Source organism: Alteromonas sp. DY56-G5 (genome assembly GCF_041414725.1).
Taxonomy (GTDB): domain Bacteria; phylum Pseudomonadota; class Gammaproteobacteria; order Enterobacterales; family Alteromonadaceae; genus Alteromonas; species Alteromonas macleodii.
On sequence record NZ_JANHZQ010000027.1, the window covers coordinates 46,529 to 67,787 of the forward strand.

Genomic DNA, 21,259 nt, shown 5'->3' on the forward strand with positions numbered 1-21,259 from the left:
CTGTCCTCGGTTTTTGTAAAATAGTTCACAACGCTCATTTGGATGTACGAGTGTGTGTCCAAAGCTGTACCTAACTGGCGTGTAGTGAAGAGCTTACGTTTCTCAATAACTCTTTTGGCAGCTGAGCGGGGAGATATTGACTTTTCTGGCATACCACGTGCGAGGAATAAGCTTCAGATGAATCAATAAAATGAAAATAAGGCGTTTAGTTCAACTGCTCAATTCAATAGTAACGTCGGACAGACACTTATTTTCAACAAGGAGGAGCTATGTCTAACGATATTAAGAAAACAATGTGGAAAGCAATGTCAGATAGTCCAAAAGTCATGGTAAGTCTGGTTGGTGAGGATATGCATGCCGAGCCTATGTACGCCCAACTTGATAAAGACGCTGATAGCGAGTTTTGGTTCTACACTAGTCGAGAAAACCGCATTGCTAAAGGTGGAAAAGCCATGGTTCATTTTGCATCCAAAGGTCATGATGTATTTGCTTGTATACGAGGCAACCTCACTGTTGAATCACGTAAAGAGGTGATTGATAAATACTGGTCTAATCCAGTAGAAGCATGGTTCGAGAAAGGTAAAGATGATCCTTCTTTATTAATGCTTCGCTTTGAACTTATAGATGCAGAAGTGTGGGATGCAGACCCTTCACTCAAAGGTATGTTTAAAATGCTTACTGGCAAAACGGTGAAGCCAGAAGAGATGGGTGAGCACGAAAAGGTCGACCTTTAAACGCAGCATCATGGGCCAATTTTATGACGAAGCTTTGAGGCGTTGGGGCACTTACTCAGAGGTGCGAGTGTCTGTCCACAAGGGATTGTTTAAAATGCTTACTGGTAAAACGGTAAAGCCAGAAGAGATGGGTGAACACGAAAAGGTCGATCTTTAAACGCAGTATTATGGGCCAATTTTATGACGAAGCTTTGAGGGGCTGGGACGCTTACTCACAGGAGCGAGTGTCTGTCCACAAGGGATTGTTTATTACGGTTGTTGGCTGATTATTAAGTGACTGTCCATTATCAACCAAAGGACGCTTGGCAAACAATTCCGAGTGTGTGTCCTCATTAGTCTAGCAAATGAGTGTCTGTCCACACTAGTTTAATAAATAAGTGTTAGCTTCATTACTGTTGAAGCAACGAAAAAGCCCCTAAAAACCAGATTAATCCGGTCTTAAGGGGCTTTCGTTATTTTTTACGCTACAGCGTTTAGCTAAAAACTAAGGCAAAACCTTTTTGTAAGGTTTAACTACAACACTATCGTAAACACCTGCTTCGATGTACGGGTCAGCGTCTGCCCATGCTTGAGCAGCTTCTAGTGAATCAAACTCTGCGACTACTAGCGAGCCGGTAAATCCGGCTGGGCCTGGGTCTGGGCTATCTACAGCAGGGAAGGGGCCTGCCATAACTAAACGGCCCGCATTTTTTAATGCATTCAAACGTTCAAGGTGAGCAGGTCGCGCCGCTAGGCGCTTTTCTAGACTGTCCGCCACATCGGTTGCACAAATCATGTATAGCATGCGCTTATCCTTTTGCCGTAGCGGCTTTCATGCTTTCAACAAAGCTGCCGAGCTCGCTCAGCATTTTGTGGCTGTCCGATAAATTAGCGGCGATGATATTCACTGTCGCCGAGCCTGAAATTGCGCCAGCGGCACCTGCGTCAATAGCAGATTTAACCTGTTCAGGTGTAGAAATACCAAAGCCTAACAATGCTGGTGCTGCTTTGTGTTTGTTCAAGCGCTCAATAAGCTCTGAAGCAGGCACGTTTGCGGCAGTTTCTGCGCCAGTAACGCCCGCACGACCCAGCAAATACGTGTAGCCTTTCGAGTATTCCCCGATTTTTTCCATGGTTTCGTCAGTAGCATTGGGCGGTGCAATCAAAATCTGAGAAATGCCAGTGGCTTCGGCTGCTTTTTGGAAAGGTGCAGCCTCGCGAATAGGAACGTCAGCGACCAAAATTGAGTCAACGCCTGCCACTTGCGCTTTATTGTAAAAATTCTCAATGCCTTGTGCCATTACTAAGTTGCTGTACAGTAGCAAGCCGATAGGCACATCTGGATATTTTGCGCGAACACGTAAAATAACACCCAAGCAATCTGCTACCGTCACCTTGTTACTTAATGCGCGAATGGCAGAAGCTTGGATAGTCGGGCCATCAGCAATGGGGTCAGAGTAAGGTATACCTAACTCAAGTGCGTCAGCACCGCTTTCTACCAGCTGGCAAATAATGTCTTCAGATTGCGCTAAATCGGGGTCACCTATCATTACGAAAGGTACGAATGCGCCTTGGCTCTTTTCATCAAGGCCGGCAAACATCTGTGCATATCTATCCATTATAAATCGTCCCCTAAAATGTTGATAACGTGCGCTAAATCTTTGTCGCCACGACCTGATAAGTTAACTACGATGATGGTCTCTTCTTCCGCTTCATCCGCCATATTAAGTGCGTGCGCTAAAGCATGCGACGATTCAAGGGCTGGAATAATACCTTCTTTCCTGGCAAGCAATTGGAATGCATTCAGTGCTTCTTCGTCGGTAGCGGCAACGTATTCCGCTCGACCAATGTCGTGAAGGTAAGCATGCTGAGGGCCAACAGCAGGGTAGTCGAGACCAGCAGATACTGAGTAGCTCTCTTCAATCTGGCCTTCTTTGTCTTGCATGATGAAGGTGTAAGCGCCGTGAAGAATACCTTTTGTACCCGTCACGATAGTTGCGCCGTGCTCTTTGGTGTGCACGCCTTTACCTGCAGGCTCAACGCCCACTAAGCGCACAGAGGGCTCATCAATAAAGTCTGCAAACATACCGATAGCATTTGAGCCTCCGCCCACGCATGCTACTACAGCGTCAGGTAAGCGACCTTCTTTTTCCATAATTTGAGCGCGAGTCTCTTCACCAATCATGCGGTGATATTCACGAACAATGGTCGGGAAGGGGTGAGGACCCGCTGCTGTGCCTAACAAATAGTGCGCTTTATCATAGTTCGCTGACCAGTCGCGCATAGCTTCGTTTACGGCATCTTTAAGGGTACCAGAGCCTGCATTTACAGGAATAACCTCTGCGCCCATAAGCTTCATACGGAACACGTTTGGCGCTTGACGTTCAACGTCTTTTGCACCCATATAAATACGTGCTTTAAGCCCAAGCAACGCACACGCTAAAGCGGTTGCAACACCGTGCTGGCCCGCGCCAGTTTCGGCAATAACTTCTTTTTTACCCATGCGCTTAGTAAGTAGCGCTTGGCCTAATACCTGGTTAGTTTTGTGTGCGCCACCATGAAGTAGGTCTTCACGCTTTAGATATAATTTTACCTTTGGGTTACTCACAAGGTTGCGAGTTAACGTCATTGATGTTGGACGGCCGGCATAGTCTTTTAACAGAGATAAAAACTCTTCGTTGAACGCTGGGTCGTCCTTGGCATCCAAAAATGCTTTTTCCAGTTGGTCTAGTGCTGGAATAAGTAGCTCGGGCACGTACATGCCACCAAATTCACCAAATTTTGTATCTAACTGGTTCATTACGTTGTCCTGTATTTAAATTAGTAACGGCGGCAAATGGCAAAAAGCGCGTCGAGTTTTTCTTCGCTTTTCACGCCGGGTGCGGTTTCTACGCCTGAATTCACATCAATAGCACCACAGCCGGTTGCAATAGCTTCTGCAACATTCTGGGCGTTAATACCGCCAGCAAGCACTAACTTATGCTTCGCTTCGATATCGTTTAATAACTGCCAATTGAACGCTTCGCCTGTACCGCCTTTGGCATCACCCACTTGGCAATCCAGAAGAACGCGGCTGATAAGGCTGTTATTTAAGTGTCTGTCCACTGTTTCTGGTAGTGCGTCAGAAGAGGTTGCTTTAACACCTTCGACTTTCCAAATTTCACAACCTACTGGAAGCTTGGCAGCAAGCGCTGAAATGTAGGTATCATCTTCGCTGCCGTGAAGCTGCACGGCAAAAAGGTTGAGCGAGGCGGCGAGTGATGCCACTTCATCAATGTCGTGATTAACGAGCACACCAACAAAAGCACCGTCAACGCTCTGCGTTATAGTCAAAGCCTGTGCTTCGCTCACACAGCGTGGCGATTTTTCAGCGAAGATAAGCCCGCCAAAGCTAGCGCCTTTATCAAACGCCATTTGTGCTTGTTCGGGGCTGGTAAGCCCACACACTTTAACTGCACCATTCACTAACGTTTTTACTGCGCGCGGTAGGTCAGCCTCGGCCATTAACGCACTGCCCACCAAAAAGCCTTGGGATACAGGCGCTAAACGAAGCACGTCTTGGTGCGTGTATATGCCCGACTCTGAAATAACCACGTAGTCGTGCGTGGCTTTTTCAAGCATGGGCACAAGGCGTTCGGTGGTGGCTAAATCGGTAGAAAGGTCGCGTAAGTTGCGATTATTGATACCAATGATGTTGGCTTCAAGGGCAATAGCGCGCTCCATTTCTTCTTCATTACTTACTTCGGTAAGAATGTCTAATGACAGAGCATTGGCAACGTTTGCCAACTCGCGATATTCGTCATCATTTAGCACACTAAGCATTAATAGCACTGCGTCGGCATTATAGTGACGGGCTAGATACACTTGATAGGTATCAACGAAGAAATCTTTGTTAAGCACAGGCTGAGCAACACGCTCAGTAACATAAGCTAAGTACTCAAATTTACCTTGGAAGTACTTCTCGTCTGTCAGCACAGAAATACCGGCAGCATAAGGCGTGTAAGCCGCTAAGATCTCGTCTAAATCGAAATGCTCTCGAATAAGGCCTTTTGAAGGCGATGCTTTTTTGCATTCGAAGATAAAGCCTGCATTTGGCTCACTAAGTGCCGCAAATAAACTCTTTTCAGAAGGAACTAGATTCGCCTTGAAGCTTTCTAGCGGCAGTGCTTCTTTGCGTGCGGCCACTTCTTCTCGTTTGTCTGCAACAATTTTCTCAAGCACATTAGCCATTCGTGCTTACCTCCTGAGTAATTTTGGCAACCTTCGTTAATAACTGCATGGGTAACCCTTCGGCCATAGCGTTCATCGCCATTTCAGCCCCTTCTTTGAAGGTTGATGCTTTGCCGGTTACTTTCAACAGTGCCCCGCAGTTCATAGCGATAGCGGCACGGTGCGCCTCTTTACCTTCGCCGTTTAGCGCTGCTTCAACAAATTGTCTGTTTTCTTCAGGTTCACCGCCCTCAATCGCAGCAAGAGGATAATGAGGTAAACCGAAGTCTTTAGCGGTAACGGTAAGCTTGCGAATATCACCGTGCTCAAGGTCGTAAATCATTGATTCGCCGTGAAGCGCCAGTTCATCCAAGCCATCGCCATGCACTATCATTGCGCGGTGTTGGCCAAGCAGCATAAGGGTTTTTGCGTAAGGTTCAAGCAGTTCAGGCGAGTATACGCCGAAAACGCCGTGAGTTGGACCTGCTGGGTTTGCCAGTGGCCCAAGAATATTGAACAGGGTTCTGGTCTTCATCGCAGCGCGCACGGGGGCTGCGTGGCGCATACCTGCATGATAAACCGGTGCAAAAAGAAATGTGAAATTTGCTTCATCTAAGCACTTGCGAGAAGTTTCTGGGCTAATTTCTAAATTAAGACCGAACTGTCGAAACAAATCAGCAGAGCCAGACTTACTCGACACACTGCGATTACCGTGTTTCGCCACCTTCACGCCACAAGATGCGGCAACTACACCGGCTGCACTGGAAATATTAATGGTGTTGTGGCCATCTCCGCCTGTACCAACGATATCTGCAAACTCATAAGACGGTGTGGGAAAGGGCAGTGCATTAGCCACCATTGCGCTCGCCGCACCCGCAATTTCGCTGGGTGATTCTTTTTTCATTTTCAGCGCAGTCAGCACTGAAGCAATCATCACCTCGCTTTGCTCACCGTGCATGATGCTGTTAAACAAGCTGTATGCCTCGGTTTGCGACAGTGATTCTCGCAACATAATTTGTTCTAGTAGAGGGCCTGCGTTAAGCATGGTTCGCTCCCTGTAACGTTAAATAGTCAATACTTTGCTTTAACAGCAAACTGCCGTGGGCTGTTAAAATAGATTCTGGGTGAAATTGGAAACCCAACATGCGATCTTCGCTGTTGTAAACTGCCATTACGGCCTCACTGCCGTCATCGTTTACCGTAGATGCGCAAACGTTAAGGTTTTCAGGCAATGAATGTGCCACTAAAGAGTGGTAGCGTGCTACATGTAAGGGCTGCTGTAAGCCTTTGAACATGGCGTCTTCAGAATGGGAAATAGCAGAAGACTTGCCGTGCATAACTTGGCTGGCGCGACCTACGGTGCCGCCGTAATGCTCAACAATAGCTTGATGGCCTAAGCAAATACCAATTACGGGGAACACGCCGTGTACTTTTTTAAGTAGCTCAGGCATACAGCCGGCTTCACTTGGTGCGCCTGGACCTGGCGACAACATAAGAAGCACAGGGCCTTTCGTTGCTTGTTCCTGCATTCTTTCAAACAGAGCATTTGCTGAAACCGTGTTGCGATAAACCTTAATGTCTAGGTTTAAGGTACGCAGTTCATCCACAAGGTTGTAGGTAAATGAGTCTACATTATCGAGCAAAAATAGGGTGGTCACTTGCTGATTCATGCGTTGCCTCCTTCATTTAATGCAACGTTGATACTTTCAGCTTCTTCTTGTAGCGCTGCTTTTACTGCACCAATTACCGCTTGCGCCTTAGCGCGGGTTTCATCAGCTTCAGCTTGTGGAACCGAGTCATATACTACACCTGCACCCGCTTGAATATAAGCCGTGCCGTTTTTCACAAACGCTGAGCGAATGACTATACAAGTGTCCATATCGCCTTGACCATTCAAGTAGCCAACCGCGCCGCCATAACTGCCGCGGCGTTTTTTCTCTACTTCACGAATTAACGTCGCTGCGCTTACTTTTGGTGCGCCAACTAGGGTGCCCATATTCATGCAGGCTTGATAAGCGTGCAGTGGATCTAAGTCGTCACGTAGCTGGCCAACCACGCGCGATACTAAGTGCATCACGTGTGAGTAACGGTCAACTTTTAGCAAGTCTTTCACATAGCGCGTACCTGGGCGACTCACTTTTGCAACATCGTTTCGGGCAAGGTCAACCAGCATAATGTGCTCAGACTTTTCTTTGTTGTCTTCGCGAAGGTTAAGCTCAATACGGCTGTCTAAATCTCTGTCGATACTGCCATCAGGGCGCTTGCCACGTGGACGGGTACCGGCAATCGGGTAGATCTCTACCTGATTACTTTCTCTTTCGTATTTAAGCGCTGATTCAGGAGAGGCGCCAAATATGATGAAAGCGGCATCTTGCATGTAAAACATGTAAGGGCTTGGGTTTGATTCTTTAAGTTTAGCGTAAGCAAGTAGCGGCGACGGGCAGGGGAGAGAGAATGTACGCGAGGGCACAACCTGAAAAATGTCGCCGGCTAAAATGTGCTGTTTTAAGTCCAGCACATGGTTGCAGAACTGTTCATCACTTAAATCAACACTCACTTCGACGCTTGGGTCAAAAGAAGAAAGTGACTGTCCGTTTTCAGTTGCGTTTGAGTTTTCTGAGTTGGAAACGAGTGACTGTCCGCTTTGTGCTTCACTTTCTACATCAGCAATCTTTGCTGTATTTGCACCTACTAGTGCTGGCTCAGCGGGCATATCGTGTAGCTGCTGATGAATTGCTTCTAAACGCTGAGCAATGGCAAAGTATTGCTGGGCAACGTCTTGTCCGCTAAAAACACTGCCAATTAAATGTGTCTCGCGGGTTTGGTGGTCAACGGTAATTAAGGTCTCTGCTAAGTAAAACACAAAGTCTGGACAGTCATTTTCACCTTCTGCAACATCAGGTAGCTTTTCAAAGCCTGCCAGCATGTCGTAGGCAAATACACCGCCTAAGAAAACCGCGTGGGGATGTTGGCGAATTGGCGTTATTTTATTGATAACAATGCGAAGCGCGTCCATTACGCTTGCGGCCTTTAAGCGGCTGTCTTCGTCAAGTTCACCGTCGGCTTGATCGCACACCAATGTAATTGAAGTGTCTGTCCTTTCTTTGATGTGTAGGCCGTCAGGGGCGTGGTCAACAAATAAAGGTAACACTGAAGCGCCGTTGCCTGTCAGTGCTTTCACTTCAACGCGGTTGCCCCGGCATTCCATGCGCAGTGCTGCATCAACCATTAACAAGCTTTGTAAATCGTCTTTAGAATCAATTTCTGCCGACTCTAAAAGCAGTGCGTTATTTTTATTGCCACAAAGGTGGGCAAACGCGGCAAGTGGATCATCGACATAGTGTCCCACCTGCTCAATTGTCTCTACCTTACCTGGAGAAATCCCCAGTTCCGCTAAACTCATTTTTGCTACTCTCCAACTGCAAAAAGACAAAAAAAAGGCCCGTATAAACGGGCCTTTATGTGTATTCATTCACGCACTACAGTGCACACCGCCCGTTAAGTTAGGGAGTGCCACCACCAAGCTGCAACTGTCATTGCTGTCGAAATGTCGTATGAATGCATGAATTACTCGTTGTTTTTCCAAACTTCAATAGGATTTGAAGCCGTTAGTACGTATACTTTGTGTGTATAGAAGAAAACAAATTGCCCTTTGTGTCAACCTAAAATTTGCATAAGACATTGAAAATAGATCTACATAGTCATACAAAATTCTCTGATGGCCACTTAACCCCAGAAGAATTAATCCTTCGCGCGCACACCATGCAGGTGGATGCGCTTGCCGTTACCGACCACGATACCGTAGCCGGTTTAGAAGAAGCGCACGCTACTCAAGCAAAACAAAAACGAGCACTCACCATAATTGATGGTGTTGAAATTTCCACCACTTGGCACAGTTTCGATATCCATATAGTTGGATTAAATGTGGACAGACACTGCCCAACGTTTCTTGAGCGGCTGCAAGGCCAGTCTCAAACCCGAGAAGCCCGAGCTGAAAAAATTGCTGATAAGCTCGAAAAGTGTGGGTTTGAAGGTGTTCTAACGCGAGCAAAAGCGCTAGCGGGCGTTGGCCAGGTGACACGGGCGCACTTTGCGCGCGTATTAGTAAACAACTACGGTGTGCCAAGTATGGACGCCGCGTTTAAAAAGTATCTTGGCAAAGGCAAACGAGCTGCAGTTAAAGCAGAGTGGCCAAGCATTGAAACGGCTATCGAGTGGATACACGATGCAGGTGGACAAGCGGTACTGGCTCACCCAGCCCATTACGACATGACAGCAAAATGGCTACGGCGCTTGGTGGCCTTGTTCGAACAAGCCAGTGGCGACGCCATTGAAACCGCATTTCCTGGCATAAATAAAACTAAACAAGAGCTTATTAACGAGCTTGCGCAAACCCATCAGTTGTTAGCATCGGCGGGCTCTGATTTTCACTTTCCGTCTCGTTGGACTGAGCTGGGTAAGAACCTCGGCATTAGCAGTAAGCTCACACCCGTATGGCATAATTGGAAACAATTTGAAGGGCAGATGGCCGAGAGCTAAGGAAATCTAATTTGTAACGCTCTCGGTATAAATGGGCAAGGTAAGGCAAATGGTTCACGTACGGTTGATGAGCGCTAAAGCTAATTAAAATGCCGAGAGTTGGTTGGTAAAAAGCTTAAAAGCGAGTTTTACCAACGAGCTTAACCAGCAAGCTTTACGAGTGGACAGACACTTACCTCGTTGGCAAAGTAGTATAGTTCTGCGCGTTTAAGAAAAGGAAGTAATTATGAGTCAATTTTTCTATGTGCACCCCGACAACCCGCAAAAGCGCCTAATTAGTCAGGCTTGTGAGTTAATTCGAGAGGGGGCAGTGGTGGTGTATCCGACAGACTCAGGCTACGCCATAGGTTGCCAAATGGAAGACAAAAAGGCGCTTGAGCAGTTGTGTCGTATTCGTCAAATCGATAAAGATCACAACTTTACCTTAATGTGTCGAGACATGTCTGAGCTATCAATTTACGCAAAGGTAGACAACACGGCGTTCAGGCAAATTAAGAACAACACACCAGGGCGTTACACCTTCGTGTTGAAAGCGACCCGCGAAGTACCAAAGCGTTTGCAAAACCCTAAACGTAAAACCATTGGAATTCGCGTGCCCGATAACGCCATTGCACTTGCATTATTGGAAGAGCTGGGCGAACCATTGATGTCTACGTCTTTGATTCTGCCAGGTAACACCATGGCTGAATCAGACCCAGATGTCATTCGCGACAACTTAGAAAAGCAAGTAGGGCTTATTATTCACGGTGGTTACATTGGAGAGCAGCCCACTACCGTGGTTGATTTGTCGGAAGACACGCCAGTCATTGTGCGGCATGGCACGGGCGATCCGTCTCCCTTTGAGTAACTTTCGTTAGGCTGGTTTTAAATAGCTTGTTTTGCTAGTTGCAGGTGAAAGTTATTGTAGGAAGCTATAAGCTAAATTTCTGGGGCCTGGTGAGCGTTGATGTACAGCAACGCACATCAGGCCCTTTTATGAACGCGTAAATAATAATATCAATAATCGCCGCTTTGTTAGCGCGTAAAAACGGTTGTGGAACTGTGTCAGAGCTTGTTGAAGAAAATAACAATGATAATAAGGCTCCTGTTGAGCAGGGGCTTTCGACACCTGTTCAGCAACCGTTGCCACTTGCGTTTATTAATGGCGAAGCGCTAATTGAAAAGCCTGAAGATCTCTTCATTCCCCCCGATGCCCTAGAGGTCATATTAGAAACCTTTGAAGGGCCGCTCGACTTACTGCTTTATCTTATAAGAAAGCAAAAGTTTGATATCACTACATTGCCCATCGCTGATGTTACCAAACAGTATATGGAATATGTGGATGCCATGATGTCGCTAAAATTAGAGCTGGCGGCAGAGTACTTGCTGATGGCAGCCATATTGGCAGAAATTAAGTCCAGACTTCTACTGCCTAAACGCAGTGACGATTCCGACGAAGAAGAAGACCCTCGCGCAGAGCTTATTCGCCGATTAAAAGAATACGAGCTAGTAAAGCAAGCGGCAGAAGATTTAGATATTCAGCCTAGACTTGAACGGGATATTTTCACCACTCACGTTGAACTAAGTGAGAATGTGGCGCCAATTCGTATTGAGCCCGATGTGTCTTTAGCTGAAATTGTATTGGCGTTCAGTGCGGCCATGAAGCGCGCTGAAGCGTTTGAACACCATACCATTGCACGGGAAGCACTGAGCACGCGAGAGCGCATGTCGCTCATCTTGTCTTTACTCACAACAACAGAATATACGCCACTTGAACGCCTATTTACGGTTGAAGAAGGTAAAGCTGGCGTAGTGGTTTGCTTCTTAGCAATTTTAGAATTAGTAAAAGAACAGCTAATTTTATGCATTCAGGCAGGTCCTTATGCAAAAATTCATGTAAAATTAGGTGCCCATGAAGAAAATTAACACGGCGCAGCTTAAACAATTGGTTGAGGCAGCAATATTTGTTGCTGATAAACCTATTTCAAAGCAGCATTTAAAAGAAACGGTACTCAATGAGTTTACCGTCGCTGATAGAACCTTGAGTAAGGTGCTTAACGAGCTAAAGTTAGATTATCAGCCAAGAGGCATTCAACTGGTGGAAGTAGCAAGTGGCTATCGCTTTCAATCGTTAGATGCGTTAAGCCCGTGGTTAAGCAAATTGTGGCAGGAAAATGCGCCAAAGTATTCTAGAGCAATGCTCGAAACCTTGGCACTCATTGCTTATCGGCAACCTATAACCCGCGGAGAAATAGAGCAGGTAAGGGGCGTGGCGGTAAGCAGTAATATTATAAAGACACTCACAGAACGAGACTGGGTAAAGGTAGTGGGCCACAAAGAAGTGCCTGGGCGACCAGCGCTTTACGCAACTACCAAAGGTTTCTTAGACTATTTTTCGATGACGTCGTTGAGCGATTTGCCCAATGCCGACGCTTTTGAAAATATGGCAGAAAGCGTTGCATCAGACTCGCCGCTTAAGGTGTTAAATGAGGCACCGTCTGAATAGACCGTGCGACCGTAAACAAGCAATTAAAGAGTGAAAAACCATGACTGAAAAGTTGCAAAAAGTGCTAGCTAACCAAGGGCTAGGCTCGCGACGAGAAATGGAACGTTGGATTGAAGAAGGCCGAGTATCGGTTAATGGTACAAAAGCGACATTAGGAGATAGAGTCGATCATACTGCACAGATTCGTGTGGATGGTCATTTGTTATCTCGTCAAACAGAACAGCCTGTCTGCCGTGTGTTGATGTACAACAAGCCTGAAGGTGAATTGTGTAGCCGTCACGACCCTGAAGGGCGCGATACGGTATTTGACCGTCTTCCCGCTATTCGATTAGGACGTTGGATCACGGTTGGTCGTCTAGACATGAACACCAGTGGTCTACTGTTATTCACCAACGATGGTGAATTGGCTAACCGCCTAATGCACCCAAAATGTGAAGTAGAGCGCGAATATGCCGTGCGTGTGTTCGGCGAAGTTACTGGAAAAACGCTTCATACCCTGCAAAAAGGGGTAGAGCTGGAAGACGGCGAAGCAAAATTCCTGACAATTTCAGGTGCGCCTACGCCGCAGCATGCTGAAGAAGAAAGCATGAACCGTTGGTACAATGTAACGTTGAAAGAAGGGCGTAACCGCGAAGTACGTCGTCTTTGGGAGTCGCAAGGCGTGCAGGTAAGCCGTTTGATCCGTGTTAAATATGGTCCAATCGAACTGCAAAAGCGTTTACCGCAAGGTGCGTGGGTAGAACTAGGATTAGAAGACGTGAACGCCCTTCGTACCCATGTTCAACTGCCGGATGAAACGCAAACTATGGTTAATGTACGCCAGGGTAAACTTGACCACGCGCGTTTAAGTCGCATGCGTCGCTCGGTTAAAAAGCATAAAGTGCGTAAGCAACAAGGTTTGAATAAACGAGCTGGGCGCCCCGCTAAACGTAAGTAATATCCAACTATATCTATTTGAATACTCAAGGCCGCGAGCAAATGCTAGCGGCTTTTTTTATGCCAGCATAAAACACAAACCTACTAACAATCAGAGTGGGTAACTTAATGCTACTAATCAATTAGCGCATTGCGATCTTCTTTTCAAACGATGGCGTAGGAACGTATGAATCTGCTACATCAAGTAGCAAATGTCACACGGAAAAGGAGAGAGTAATGAAAGATATGCCTCAGTTAGGAATGGGAACGTTTCGATTGAAAGGTGACGAGGCCCGTGAATCAGTCAGTAAAGCACTAGAGGTTGGTTTCCGACACATTGACACCGCACAATTTTATGGCAACGAAGCACAAGTTGGCGATGCAATAAAAACCAGCGGCCTTGATAGAAGCGAACTGTTTGTCACCACCAAGGTGTGGTATGAATCTTTGGGAGACGATCACTTTATACCAAGCGTTCACGAAAGCTTAGAAAAGCTGAAGCTAGAATATGTTGATTTGCTTCTTATCCATTGGCCATATCCAGGAAATGATATTTCACTAGAAAGTTACTTAGGCAATCTTGCCAAGGCGAAAGAGCTTGGGCTTACTCGTCATATTGGGGTGTCTAATTTCACTATTGATTTGTTAGATAAGGCCGAAAAGATTCTTGGTAAAGGCGAGATTTACACTAACCAAATTGAAATCCATCCTTTCATGCAAAATAAGAAAGTTGTTGAAGCGTGTAAGGAAAAAGGCATAAAAGCGACCGCATATATGCCATTTGCGGTAGGAAAAGTAATGAAGGACGAAACTTTATTGCGAATAGCGCAAAACCACGATGCGACGCCGGCGCAAGCTGTTCTGGCGTGGATGGAGAAACGCCACATTTACGCCATTCCTTCATCAACCAGTAAAGTACATTTGGCGGAGAATTTAGCTTACGGTGGTGTACATCTCACTGATTCAGAGCTCGAGCTTATTGATGATCTAGATAACGGTGACCGAATTGTAAGCCCAGATTTTGCTCCAGACTGGGATTAACGATTAATAAAGCACGTTTGTCTTTAGACTACTAACGGGGATAGCGTTTAATTTTACCTAGCTCTGTTTACTAGGCTAAACTTTGGGGCCGCCTTTGAGGTACTGATGGCGGCCCTTGAAGAGTCTTTGAATTATCGGTTCAGATTAAATCGATAGATGTGACTTGGTATGGACTCGTGTAAAGGTGTTTTTTTAAGGCATGTGATACCGAAAACATCACATGCTCTATTCGGCTTGCTCTATTTCTTTGATGACTTTGGCAGGGTTACCACCTATGACCACATTGTCGCCAAAAGACTTAGTTACCACCGCGCCAGAGGCCACAACCACATTGTCTCCCAACGTTACGCCAGGGTTTATGACCGCCATACCACCAATCCAGCAATTATCGCCAATAGTAATGGGCTTGGCGAACTCGATGCCGGTTGCCCTTTGTACAGGATCTAATGGATGCGTAGCGGTGTACAAGCCGACTTGAGGCGCAATCATGCAGTTATCACCTATCGTGACCTTCGCTGCATCTAAAATCACACAATTGAAGTTAGCGAAAAAATTTTCGCCTACGTGAATATTTTCGCCGTAATCACATTTGAATGAAGACTCGATGTAAAGCCTTTTTCCAGTACTACCAAACAGCCCTTTTAGTAGTCTTGTACGCTTTTTGTGGTCACTTTGACAAGTTGTGTTGAGCTCGTCTAATTGCATACGGCATTGCTTGCGCAATGCCGATAATGTTTTGTCTGACGGAAAGTATAAATCGCCAGCAAGCATCTTTTCTTGTTCAGTCATGCATTTCCAGTAGGTAAGCTTAAATGATTAAGCCAATACGTTACTGTGCACTGCCGTAGCTTACAATGACTTTTTGTTTTAGTTCATCGCTTTCAATGTCTAGGTTAACAGGGCGGTGCAAAACAATGCTGCCGTTTACAGTAACCGATGCACTAATCGATAGGGTAGGTTTGTTGTCTGATTTCTTGCCCCAAGCGCTTTCACTTTCCTTATATACGATATCGCCTAAAACGTGAGAAGAGCCAGACAAAGTAATATCGCCATTGAGTGTTTTGATGTGTTTTTCAATGGTTGTATCAACGGCTGTTATGTCTCCATTCACTGTTTCAACGCTACCGCCAATTGCACTTTGCGTAGGAAGCGTAACATTTCCATTCACGGTCTCTACACCCTTAAGCACATTGAGGTGTGAAGCTGCACTTACATCGCCATTTACAATGTCGATATTTCGGACAGACACATGGCTACCCATTTCAAGATTTCCGTTAACGATGCTGACTTCATCCGCGCCACCATGATCGCTAATTTCCACATTGCCATTAACAGAAGAAATATCGCCAGCGTGCTTCCCTTCAGCTATGTCAATGTTGCCTAGAATAGAACTGAAATCGCTGCCTTCTAATGCACTAGCGTCGCCAACATGGATAACGCAGCCAGTTAGCAAAGAGGCTGAAAGCAACATCGCTGCACTAGCAATAATAGACTTTTTCATATTCTTATATCCTTGATTGTTTTATAAATACTTAATAACACGCTTTGACGGTATTGATATCAAACACAAATTTTGTTGTGCATTTATAAAATACATATCACGTATCATGCCACTCTTAAAAAACATTTTAAATCAAAAGGTTAGTTTGATATGTCGAAGAGGGGTAGACTGGTTCAATGGTGTAATGACTAATTTTATAGTTTCATCTGTCACCGGATGGCGAATTTGACCATTCTGTACCACATGGCCCTAAGCTCAGAAGGGGACAGACACTCGCTTGAAGAAATTATTTAAAGAAATGGACAGACACTTAATGTGAATACATCTGTTTGGTTACAAGCTGCTTTTTTGAGTGTGTGTCCAACGAGTACAGGTAAGGTTTTAGCCTATGTGAGTGTCCGTCCTCGAATTGTATTTGGCCATAAACTGTTTTTTAAGTGTGTGTCCAAGAAGTACAGGTAGCAATTTGAGTGTGTGTCCAACGAGTACAGGCAAGGTTTTAGCCTATGTGAGTGTCTGTCCTCGAATTTTACTCGAATTTTAATAGTATGTTGGTATATGTGGTTTTTACTTTTTAGTGAGGTTAGGTGGCGATGATAAAGATTTATCACAACCCAGAGTGCGGCACGTCTAGGAATGTACTGGCGGTGATCAATGCCGCTGGGTATGAGGTGCAGGTTATTGAGTATTTACGTGTTGGGTGGGAACGTGAACAACTAACTTATTTATTGAATGCAGCTAACCTTAACCCTCGACAAGCGCTTCGCACAACAAAGTCGCCTGCTGCTGAATTAGGGTTACTTGAAGAAACAGTGAGTAACGAAATCATCTTTGAATTGATGCTGGAACATCCCGTTTTAGTGAATAGGCCTATTGTTTGCATTCCCAAAATTGAAAACGAAAAAGCAGTTTCTTTACCTCTTGGGAGAGTTGAAGGTAATTCCTATTCTGATAACGCGAAAGAAACAGTGAAATTATGCCGGCCAAGTGAAGCTGTACTGGATATTTTGCCTGTATGGCCACCAGGCCCTTTTGCTAAAGAAGACGGCACACCACTTATAGACCAAGATGGTAAACGAGTAATTTAAACGGAGTAGTTTATGCAGGACAAGTACACGCAATTGAATAAGGCTAAAAGGCTTGCATTGGCCTGTTTGATTTTTGCCGCAAGTGTATTTGTTTTAACGGTTTTACTTCCCAAGTTTTATCCAAGCTTGCAAGGAGCATGGTGGTTGGGGCTTATTAAGATGGCCAGTGAAGCGGCGCTCATCGGTGGTCTAGCTGACTGGTTTGCAGTGACGGCATTATTTAAGCCAATTCCAGCGAAGTACCCCATTCCGCACACCAATATCGTGGCTAGTAACAAGTCTGTTATTGCTAATAACCTGTCATTGTTCGTTAAGGAAAAGTTCTTTCATCCTGAAGCAATAGAGAAGCTAATTCGGGACAGCGACCCTGCTAAGGGTGCGGGAAGGTGGTTGTCACAAGATAGAAACGCTACCCGTTTAAGTCGCTTTCTATGCGATGCTTTTGCAGGCGTTCTGCGTGTGCTCGATGACAAACCTGTGAAAGCGTTTATCGCTAAAACCGCACAGAAGGGCATTAAACAACTTGATCTTAGGCAATTGATGGCAACCTCGTTAAGCGCCGTCACGAAAGAGCGCCAGCATCAGGTAGTGCTTGATAGGGTGTTAGGGAAATTGGCCTCACTGCTTGCAGAGCCAGAAACCCAAATCTACATAGCAGATACGTTAGTAGTCTGGCTAAAAACCGAATACAGTCGTATTGAAAAGCTATTGCCGTCTAGTTGGCTAAGCGAGCAGGGGGCACTCATAGCTGTTAAAGCGGTTTCAAGTATTTTGGAAGATGTATACGAAGATGAGCATCACCCCATTCGCCATGCATTTGATGAGCAAGTACACGAATTCCTCTACGAACTACAGCACAGCCCGTTAATGGAGAAAAAGGTAAACAGCTATCGGGAAAAAATTGTTAATGACCCAGCGTTAAACGCGTATGTTCAGCAATCATGGGCCAAGTTTCATCAATGGCTCTTAACGTCTCTTGAGCAGCAAAATGGTAAAGCAGAAACAAAGGTGTCGAGCCTTTTAAACGATTTAGGTACTACGTTAACGCAAGACAGTGAGTTAGCAAAAGCATTTAATAAGCACATTGGAGAAGCGGCTAAATATATGGCGCCTGAGTTGGCTGAATTTCTAACCCGTCACATACGCGACACTATCAATAGTTGGGATGAACGTGAAATGGCTGAGCAGGTGGAGTTGAATATTGGTCGCGATCTTCAGAAAGTTCGCATAAACGGCACGATCGTAGGCGGGTTGATAGGTGCAATATTGTTTGGCATAGAGGCACTGCTTGGCCTCTAGCCATTTATTTAAGCAAGTCGCATTAGCAGGTGTGGGTATGAATAGCTTAAGTGTCTCTAGTAATCAGCGCTAAAACGCAAACCATTAAGCAACCATTTCAACGCTTTGTATTGGCAACAAATCTTAAAAAAGTCTACTTCGCCGTTAGTGCAAATACCAAATTATCAGCGTCTACTTTGCCTTTCAAACCGCCTTCAAGCACCGAGCGCTCTAACCTTTGAATGTTGTAGTCCACTGAATAAAGAGCGTCAACGGTTTTTTCGTTTACGCTAAAGGGAGGGCCGGCCATTTCATTCTGGTCATACTCGAAAGAGATGATTAGCTGGGGGGCGCATTGAGTAATGGCCATTAAATGCGCAGCATATTGCTCGCGAAGCGGGCTAGGCAGCGCGACTAAAGCTGCTCTATCGTAAATGCCTGTAACGTCACCTAAGTCGCTTGATGTGAGTTTAAAGATATCACCTACGTAAATGGTTAAACCGTCTTTAGCGTAAATTTTACCGTTGGAAGTAGTGGTAACGGTAGGCTCTACACCTAGCTCTTCAAACAGCTGTATAATAGCCACTTCGCTTAGCTCAGCACCAACCACTTCACAACCCTTGGAGAGTAACCAACCAATATCACAGGTCTTTCCACATAGTGGTACAAAAATGCGCTTTAAAGATGTGCTAGGACTATCGTCGCCAAACAGAAAAGACGCATACTTTACTAAAAGTGCATTCCCTTCAGGTTCGTGAAATCCAATCTCGTTCTTTTGCCATTTACTGTGCCAAAAACTATGTTCCATATAAACCTCAAGTAGGTAAGCGATATATCTCTAAAAAACAGGCGTTTTTATGAAGGGTATTAGAAACAAAAAAGGTAGCGAGAAACGCTACCTTTTACACAAAATTAGTTATCAAGCGGTGTATTGAAGTCTTCAGATAACTCGAAGTCACCTTCAACCGTTGTCACTTTGTTGTCTACAAAGTTAATCACCATTTGCTTTTGAAAATCTTCACCACGCTTTTTCATACCGCGCTTCATATCGTAAACGTAGTACCAAGTGTCATCGTCGAATGAGTCTTGAACAACAGGGTTACCTAGTACATAAATAACCTGTTCTTTTGTCATTCCAACACGCAGCTTTTCCACATCTCTTTGATCAAGGAAGTTTCCTTGAGGAACGTCGATTCGATAAATCCAGTTCGAGCAAGCGGTTGATGTAAGTGTGATACCAAGAATTACTAATAGGTGTTGCAACTTCATGCGTTAATTTGTCCAGTATTGCCTTTGTTAGTGTCAATGAACTTCGCTAAAGCGAATTTCGAGACTGTTTTATTGCAAGCGCGAAGGCATGCTACATTGACAACTATGACCAATCAACTGCATTTTAGTTCGATGCTGCGCTTTTAAGCAGTTCTTTTGCATTCGCTAGCGCCGATTTGGTTACTTTATCACCGGCTAATAGTCTTGCAAGCTCATCGATCCTGTCTTGCTTCGTCAGCGCCAACATCTGGGTTTCAGTACTTTCCCCGTCGGTAAGCTTGGTAACAAACAATTGATTATGTGCCTGTGCCGCTACTTGAGGTAGATGGGTAACACACATTACTTGCGATTGTTTACCTAATTTACGTAAAAGCCCGCCAACGATTGATGCTGTTGGGCCGCTAATGCCCGTATCGACTTCATCGAAAATCATAGTAGGGGTAGCGTGATGGCCGCTTGAGATAACCTGAATAGCCAGTCCTATACGAGAAAGTTCACCACCTGATACGACTTTTTCTAATTTGTCTGCATCTTGACCAGGGTTGGTAGACACTTTAATTTCTACGGTATCTAGACCTGTGCTCACCGGCTTCTTAAGTTCGTCGTATTGAATCTGAATATCCACTTTTGCGTGGGGCATATTCATTTGGCGAATTTGCACTTCAATATCTTCGCTTAGCTTACCAGCAGCACGTTGCCTGCTCTCAGAAAGCGCTTTGGTCGCGGTTAAATACGTTGCTCGTGCTTCTTCTACTTCGCCTTCAAGCGTACCTAACAGTGTTTCCTGTTCCGATAAAGCATTGAATTCGGCGGCTAGCTCTTGGTGATGCTGATAAAGTCCCTCTGGCATCACAGTATGTTTACGGGCAAGTTCCATCGCCTTCGCATAGCGCGCCTCAACTTGCTGTAAGCGAAGTGGATCGATCTCTAAGTGATCGCAGTAGCTACGTAGCTCTCCTGCCGCTTCTTCTACTTGAATTGCTGCATCATTAAGCATTGCAATGATTGGCGTTAAACTAGCGTCGTGCGCCTCTAATTCGCCTAAACGTTCAATACTGCTTTGTATAACTGACAGTGCGTTGCCTTCATCGCTTTCATATAAATTGTATACGCTAGTCTGTGCTTGCTCTAAAAGGCTTTGCCCGTTACTCAGGCGTTTGTGCTCTATTTCTAACTCTTCAAATTCACCCTCTTCAATGGCGAATTCATCAAGTTCTTGAACCTGATAAGTTAACAGCTGAATTCTGTCTTCGCGCTGCTGGGCTTGTTCTTGAAGCGCCTTTAACGTGCGCTGCTTATCACGCCAAAGAGAGTAGGTTTCTCTAACCTGCACTAATATGTCGTTGTGCTTAGCGTAACCATCGACTAATTCCCTTTGATGGTCTTCTTTCAGCAACTGTAGGTGAGTATTTTGACCGTGAATGGCCAACAAAAACTGGCCTAAGCGTTTTAACTGCTGAAGTGAAGCGGGAATACCGTTGATAAAAGCTTTTGAACGGCCTTCCTTTGAAATAACTCTGCGAATAAAGCAGCTATTCTCATCTTCATCTGAGGTGAGCTCATGTTCATCGAGGAAGGCTTTAGCTAATACATTGCCGTCTAAAGAAAAGTGAGCAATGATCTCCGCTTTTGCACTACCTTTTCGCACCGCATTTGCGTCGGCGCGCTCGCCTAAGCACAAACTTAAAGCATCAATGGCGATGGATTTACCAGCACCGGTTTCGCCGGTTATAGCAGTCAACCCGTTTTCCAGTTGAACCGATAATTGTTTTACAACAGCAAAATTTGAAATAGAAAGATGCGCTAACATAACCACACTCGAAAAAAGTTGAACATGATGATATATACAGTAACTGATAATATATACAGTATTTTTTCTGTGTAAAGTTAAGTCGTAAATATTTTACTTAAAAATTAAAGTGGATTGTTAAAAGTTTAAATAAATCAATAGTTTATAGAGCTTTTAAAAAGGAGTGGTTATGAGTAACCCATTAATAATAGGCTGCGCTAGATGCGTTCGTTACAGTGGTTATACAGTAGTAAATTAGCTCAATGCTAAGTAGCTGAATAACTCAAAAGCAAGCGGTAAACAATTCCACAACGCAGTAGAGAACCTGATAGCAAAAAGGAGAGCGTAAGCTCTCCTTCAGATTGATGATAAACCCCTCTTTTTTCGGAGGGGTTTATTTTTTCTAGCAGCCGAAGGCTGCGATCGCGATAT

At 45.1% G+C, this 21,259-nt stretch carries 21 protein-coding genes; 9 read left to right on the forward strand and 12 right to left on the reverse strand.

The genetic code is table 11. From position 1 onward, the window contains the following. Positions 1-269 precede the first annotated feature (269 nt). Entirely contained in the window at positions 270-734 is a 465-nt protein-coding gene (locus NO989_RS13825; protein ID WP_156086164.1) for a pyridoxamine 5'-phosphate oxidase family protein, read from the forward strand. Positions 735-1,218: 484 nt separating this feature from the next. On the opposite strand, the gene NO989_RS13830 is transcribed toward NO989_RS13825, so the two are convergent. Genes NO989_RS13830 through NO989_RS13860 form a run of 7 tightly spaced genes read right to left on the reverse strand, consistent with a single transcriptional unit; the run spans position 1,219 to position 8,325 of the window. Beyond that, on the reverse strand, positions 1,219-1,518 hold the full coding sequence (locus NO989_RS13830) for a YciI family protein (RefSeq protein ID WP_014978829.1): 300 nt from the start codon (positions 1,516-1,518) through the stop codon (positions 1,219-1,221). Between the two features lie 4 nt (positions 1,519-1,522). Continuing rightward, positions 1,523-2,332, reverse strand: a complete 810-nt coding sequence (gene trpA / locus NO989_RS13835; protein WP_371342750.1) for a tryptophan synthase subunit alpha — start codon at positions 2,330-2,332, stop codon at positions 1,523-1,525. Continuing rightward, on the reverse strand, positions 2,332-3,513 hold the full coding sequence (gene trpB, locus NO989_RS13840) for a tryptophan synthase subunit beta (protein ID WP_014978831.1): 1,182 nt from the start codon (positions 3,511-3,513) through the stop codon (positions 2,332-2,334). The genes trpA and trpB overlap by 1 nt, the downstream gene beginning before the upstream one ends. A 20-nt stretch (positions 3,514-3,533) precedes the next feature. Further along, positions 3,534-4,943, reverse strand: a complete 1,410-nt coding sequence (trpCF, locus tag NO989_RS13845) for a bifunctional indole-3-glycerol-phosphate synthase TrpC/phosphoribosylanthranilate isomerase TrpF (RefSeq protein ID WP_014978832.1) — start codon at positions 4,941-4,943, stop codon at positions 3,534-3,536. Further along, on the reverse strand, positions 4,936-5,967 hold the full coding sequence (trpD, locus tag NO989_RS13850; RefSeq protein WP_014978833.1) for an anthranilate phosphoribosyltransferase: 1,032 nt from the start codon (positions 5,965-5,967) through the stop codon (positions 4,936-4,938). Before trpD ends, trpCF begins: the two co-directional genes overlap by 8 nt. Beyond that, positions 5,960-6,592 (reverse strand): aminodeoxychorismate/anthranilate synthase component II, encoded by a 633-nt coding sequence (locus NO989_RS13855; protein ID WP_014978834.1) that lies wholly within the window; start codon positions 6,590-6,592, stop codon positions 5,960-5,962. The genes trpD and NO989_RS13855 overlap by 8 nt, the downstream gene beginning before the upstream one ends. Then, positions 6,589-8,325: an anthranilate synthase component 1 gene (locus NO989_RS13860; protein ID WP_014978835.1), complete on the reverse strand. Its 1,737-nt coding sequence runs from the start codon at positions 8,323-8,325 to the stop codon at positions 6,589-6,591. The genes NO989_RS13855 and NO989_RS13860 overlap by 4 nt, the downstream gene beginning before the upstream one ends. A gap of 278 nt (positions 8,326-8,603) precedes the next feature. Here NO989_RS13860 and NO989_RS13865 point away from each other — a divergent pair, with 278 nt between their 5' ends. The 6 genes from NO989_RS13865 (at position 8,604) to dkgB (ending at position 13,902) form a co-directional block, all read left to right on the forward strand. Then, on the forward strand, positions 8,604-9,461 hold the full coding sequence (locus NO989_RS13865) for a PHP domain-containing protein (protein ID WP_041449827.1): 858 nt from the start codon (positions 8,604-8,606) through the stop codon (positions 9,459-9,461). Between the two features lie 226 nt (positions 9,462-9,687). Next, positions 9,688-10,308: an L-threonylcarbamoyladenylate synthase gene (locus NO989_RS13870; RefSeq protein ID WP_014948946.1), complete on the forward strand. Its 621-nt coding sequence runs from the start codon at positions 9,688-9,690 to the stop codon at positions 10,306-10,308. A gap of 194 nt (positions 10,309-10,502) precedes the next feature. Next, entirely contained in the window at positions 10,503-11,366 is an 864-nt protein-coding gene (locus NO989_RS13875) for a ScpA family protein (protein ID WP_156086165.1), read from the forward strand. Continuing rightward, positions 11,353-11,946: an SMC-Scp complex subunit ScpB gene (scpB, locus tag NO989_RS13880; protein ID WP_061485340.1), complete on the forward strand. Its 594-nt coding sequence runs from the start codon at positions 11,353-11,355 to the stop codon at positions 11,944-11,946. Before NO989_RS13875 ends, scpB begins: the two co-directional genes overlap by 14 nt. Positions 11,947-11,986: 40 nt before the next feature. Beyond that, complete coding sequence (gene rluB, locus NO989_RS13885) at positions 11,987-12,883, forward strand: 23S rRNA pseudouridine(2605) synthase RluB (RefSeq protein WP_061485342.1); 897 nt, start codon at positions 11,987-11,989, stop codon at positions 12,881-12,883. 215 nt (positions 12,884-13,098) lie between these two features. Beyond that, positions 13,099-13,902: a 2,5-didehydrogluconate reductase DkgB gene (gene dkgB, locus NO989_RS13890; protein WP_061485345.1), complete on the forward strand. Its 804-nt coding sequence runs from the start codon at positions 13,099-13,101 to the stop codon at positions 13,900-13,902. A 225-nt stretch (positions 13,903-14,127) separates the two neighbouring features. Here dkgB and NO989_RS13895 read toward each other — a convergent pair whose 3' ends face one another. Beyond that, positions 14,128-14,691, reverse strand: coding sequence for a sugar O-acetyltransferase (locus NO989_RS13895; RefSeq protein ID WP_061485347.1), 564 nt, complete (start codon positions 14,689-14,691; stop codon positions 14,128-14,130). A gap of 40 nt (positions 14,692-14,731) precedes the next feature. Continuing rightward, positions 14,732-15,403 carry a hypothetical protein gene (locus NO989_RS13900; protein WP_061485349.1) on the reverse strand — a complete coding sequence of 224 codons (672 nt, stop codon included), beginning with the start codon at positions 15,401-15,403 and terminating at the stop codon, positions 14,732-14,734. Positions 15,404-15,996: 593 nt separating this feature from the next. On the opposite strand from NO989_RS13900, the gene NO989_RS13905 reads away from it, so the two are divergent. Further along, on the forward strand, positions 15,997-16,491 hold the full coding sequence (locus NO989_RS13905) for an arsenate reductase family protein (protein WP_156086166.1): 495 nt from the start codon (positions 15,997-15,999) through the stop codon (positions 16,489-16,491). Between the two features lie 12 nt (positions 16,492-16,503). Beyond that, a complete protein-coding gene (locus tag NO989_RS13910) occupies positions 16,504-17,790 on the forward strand; it encodes a DUF445 domain-containing protein (protein WP_156086167.1) in 1,287 nt (428 codons plus the stop codon). A 133-nt stretch (positions 17,791-17,923) separates the two neighbouring features. Here the strand turns inward: NO989_RS13910 and tmpT are convergent, their stop codons facing one another. The 3 genes from tmpT to recN form a co-directional block, all read right to left on the reverse strand. Further along, positions 17,924-18,577 (reverse strand): thiopurine S-methyltransferase, encoded by a 654-nt coding sequence (tmpT, locus tag NO989_RS13915; protein ID WP_156086168.1) that lies wholly within the window; start codon positions 18,575-18,577, stop codon positions 17,924-17,926. Positions 18,578-18,681: 104 nt separating this feature from the next. Further along, entirely contained in the window at positions 18,682-19,038 is a 357-nt protein-coding gene (locus NO989_RS13920) for an outer membrane protein assembly factor BamE (protein ID WP_012517879.1), read from the reverse strand. Positions 19,039-19,162: 124 nt separating this feature from the next. Beyond that, positions 19,163-20,848 (reverse strand): DNA repair protein RecN, encoded by a 1,686-nt coding sequence (gene recN / locus NO989_RS13925; RefSeq protein WP_371342751.1) that lies wholly within the window; start codon positions 20,846-20,848, stop codon positions 19,163-19,165. Positions 20,849-21,259 lie beyond the last annotated feature (411 nt).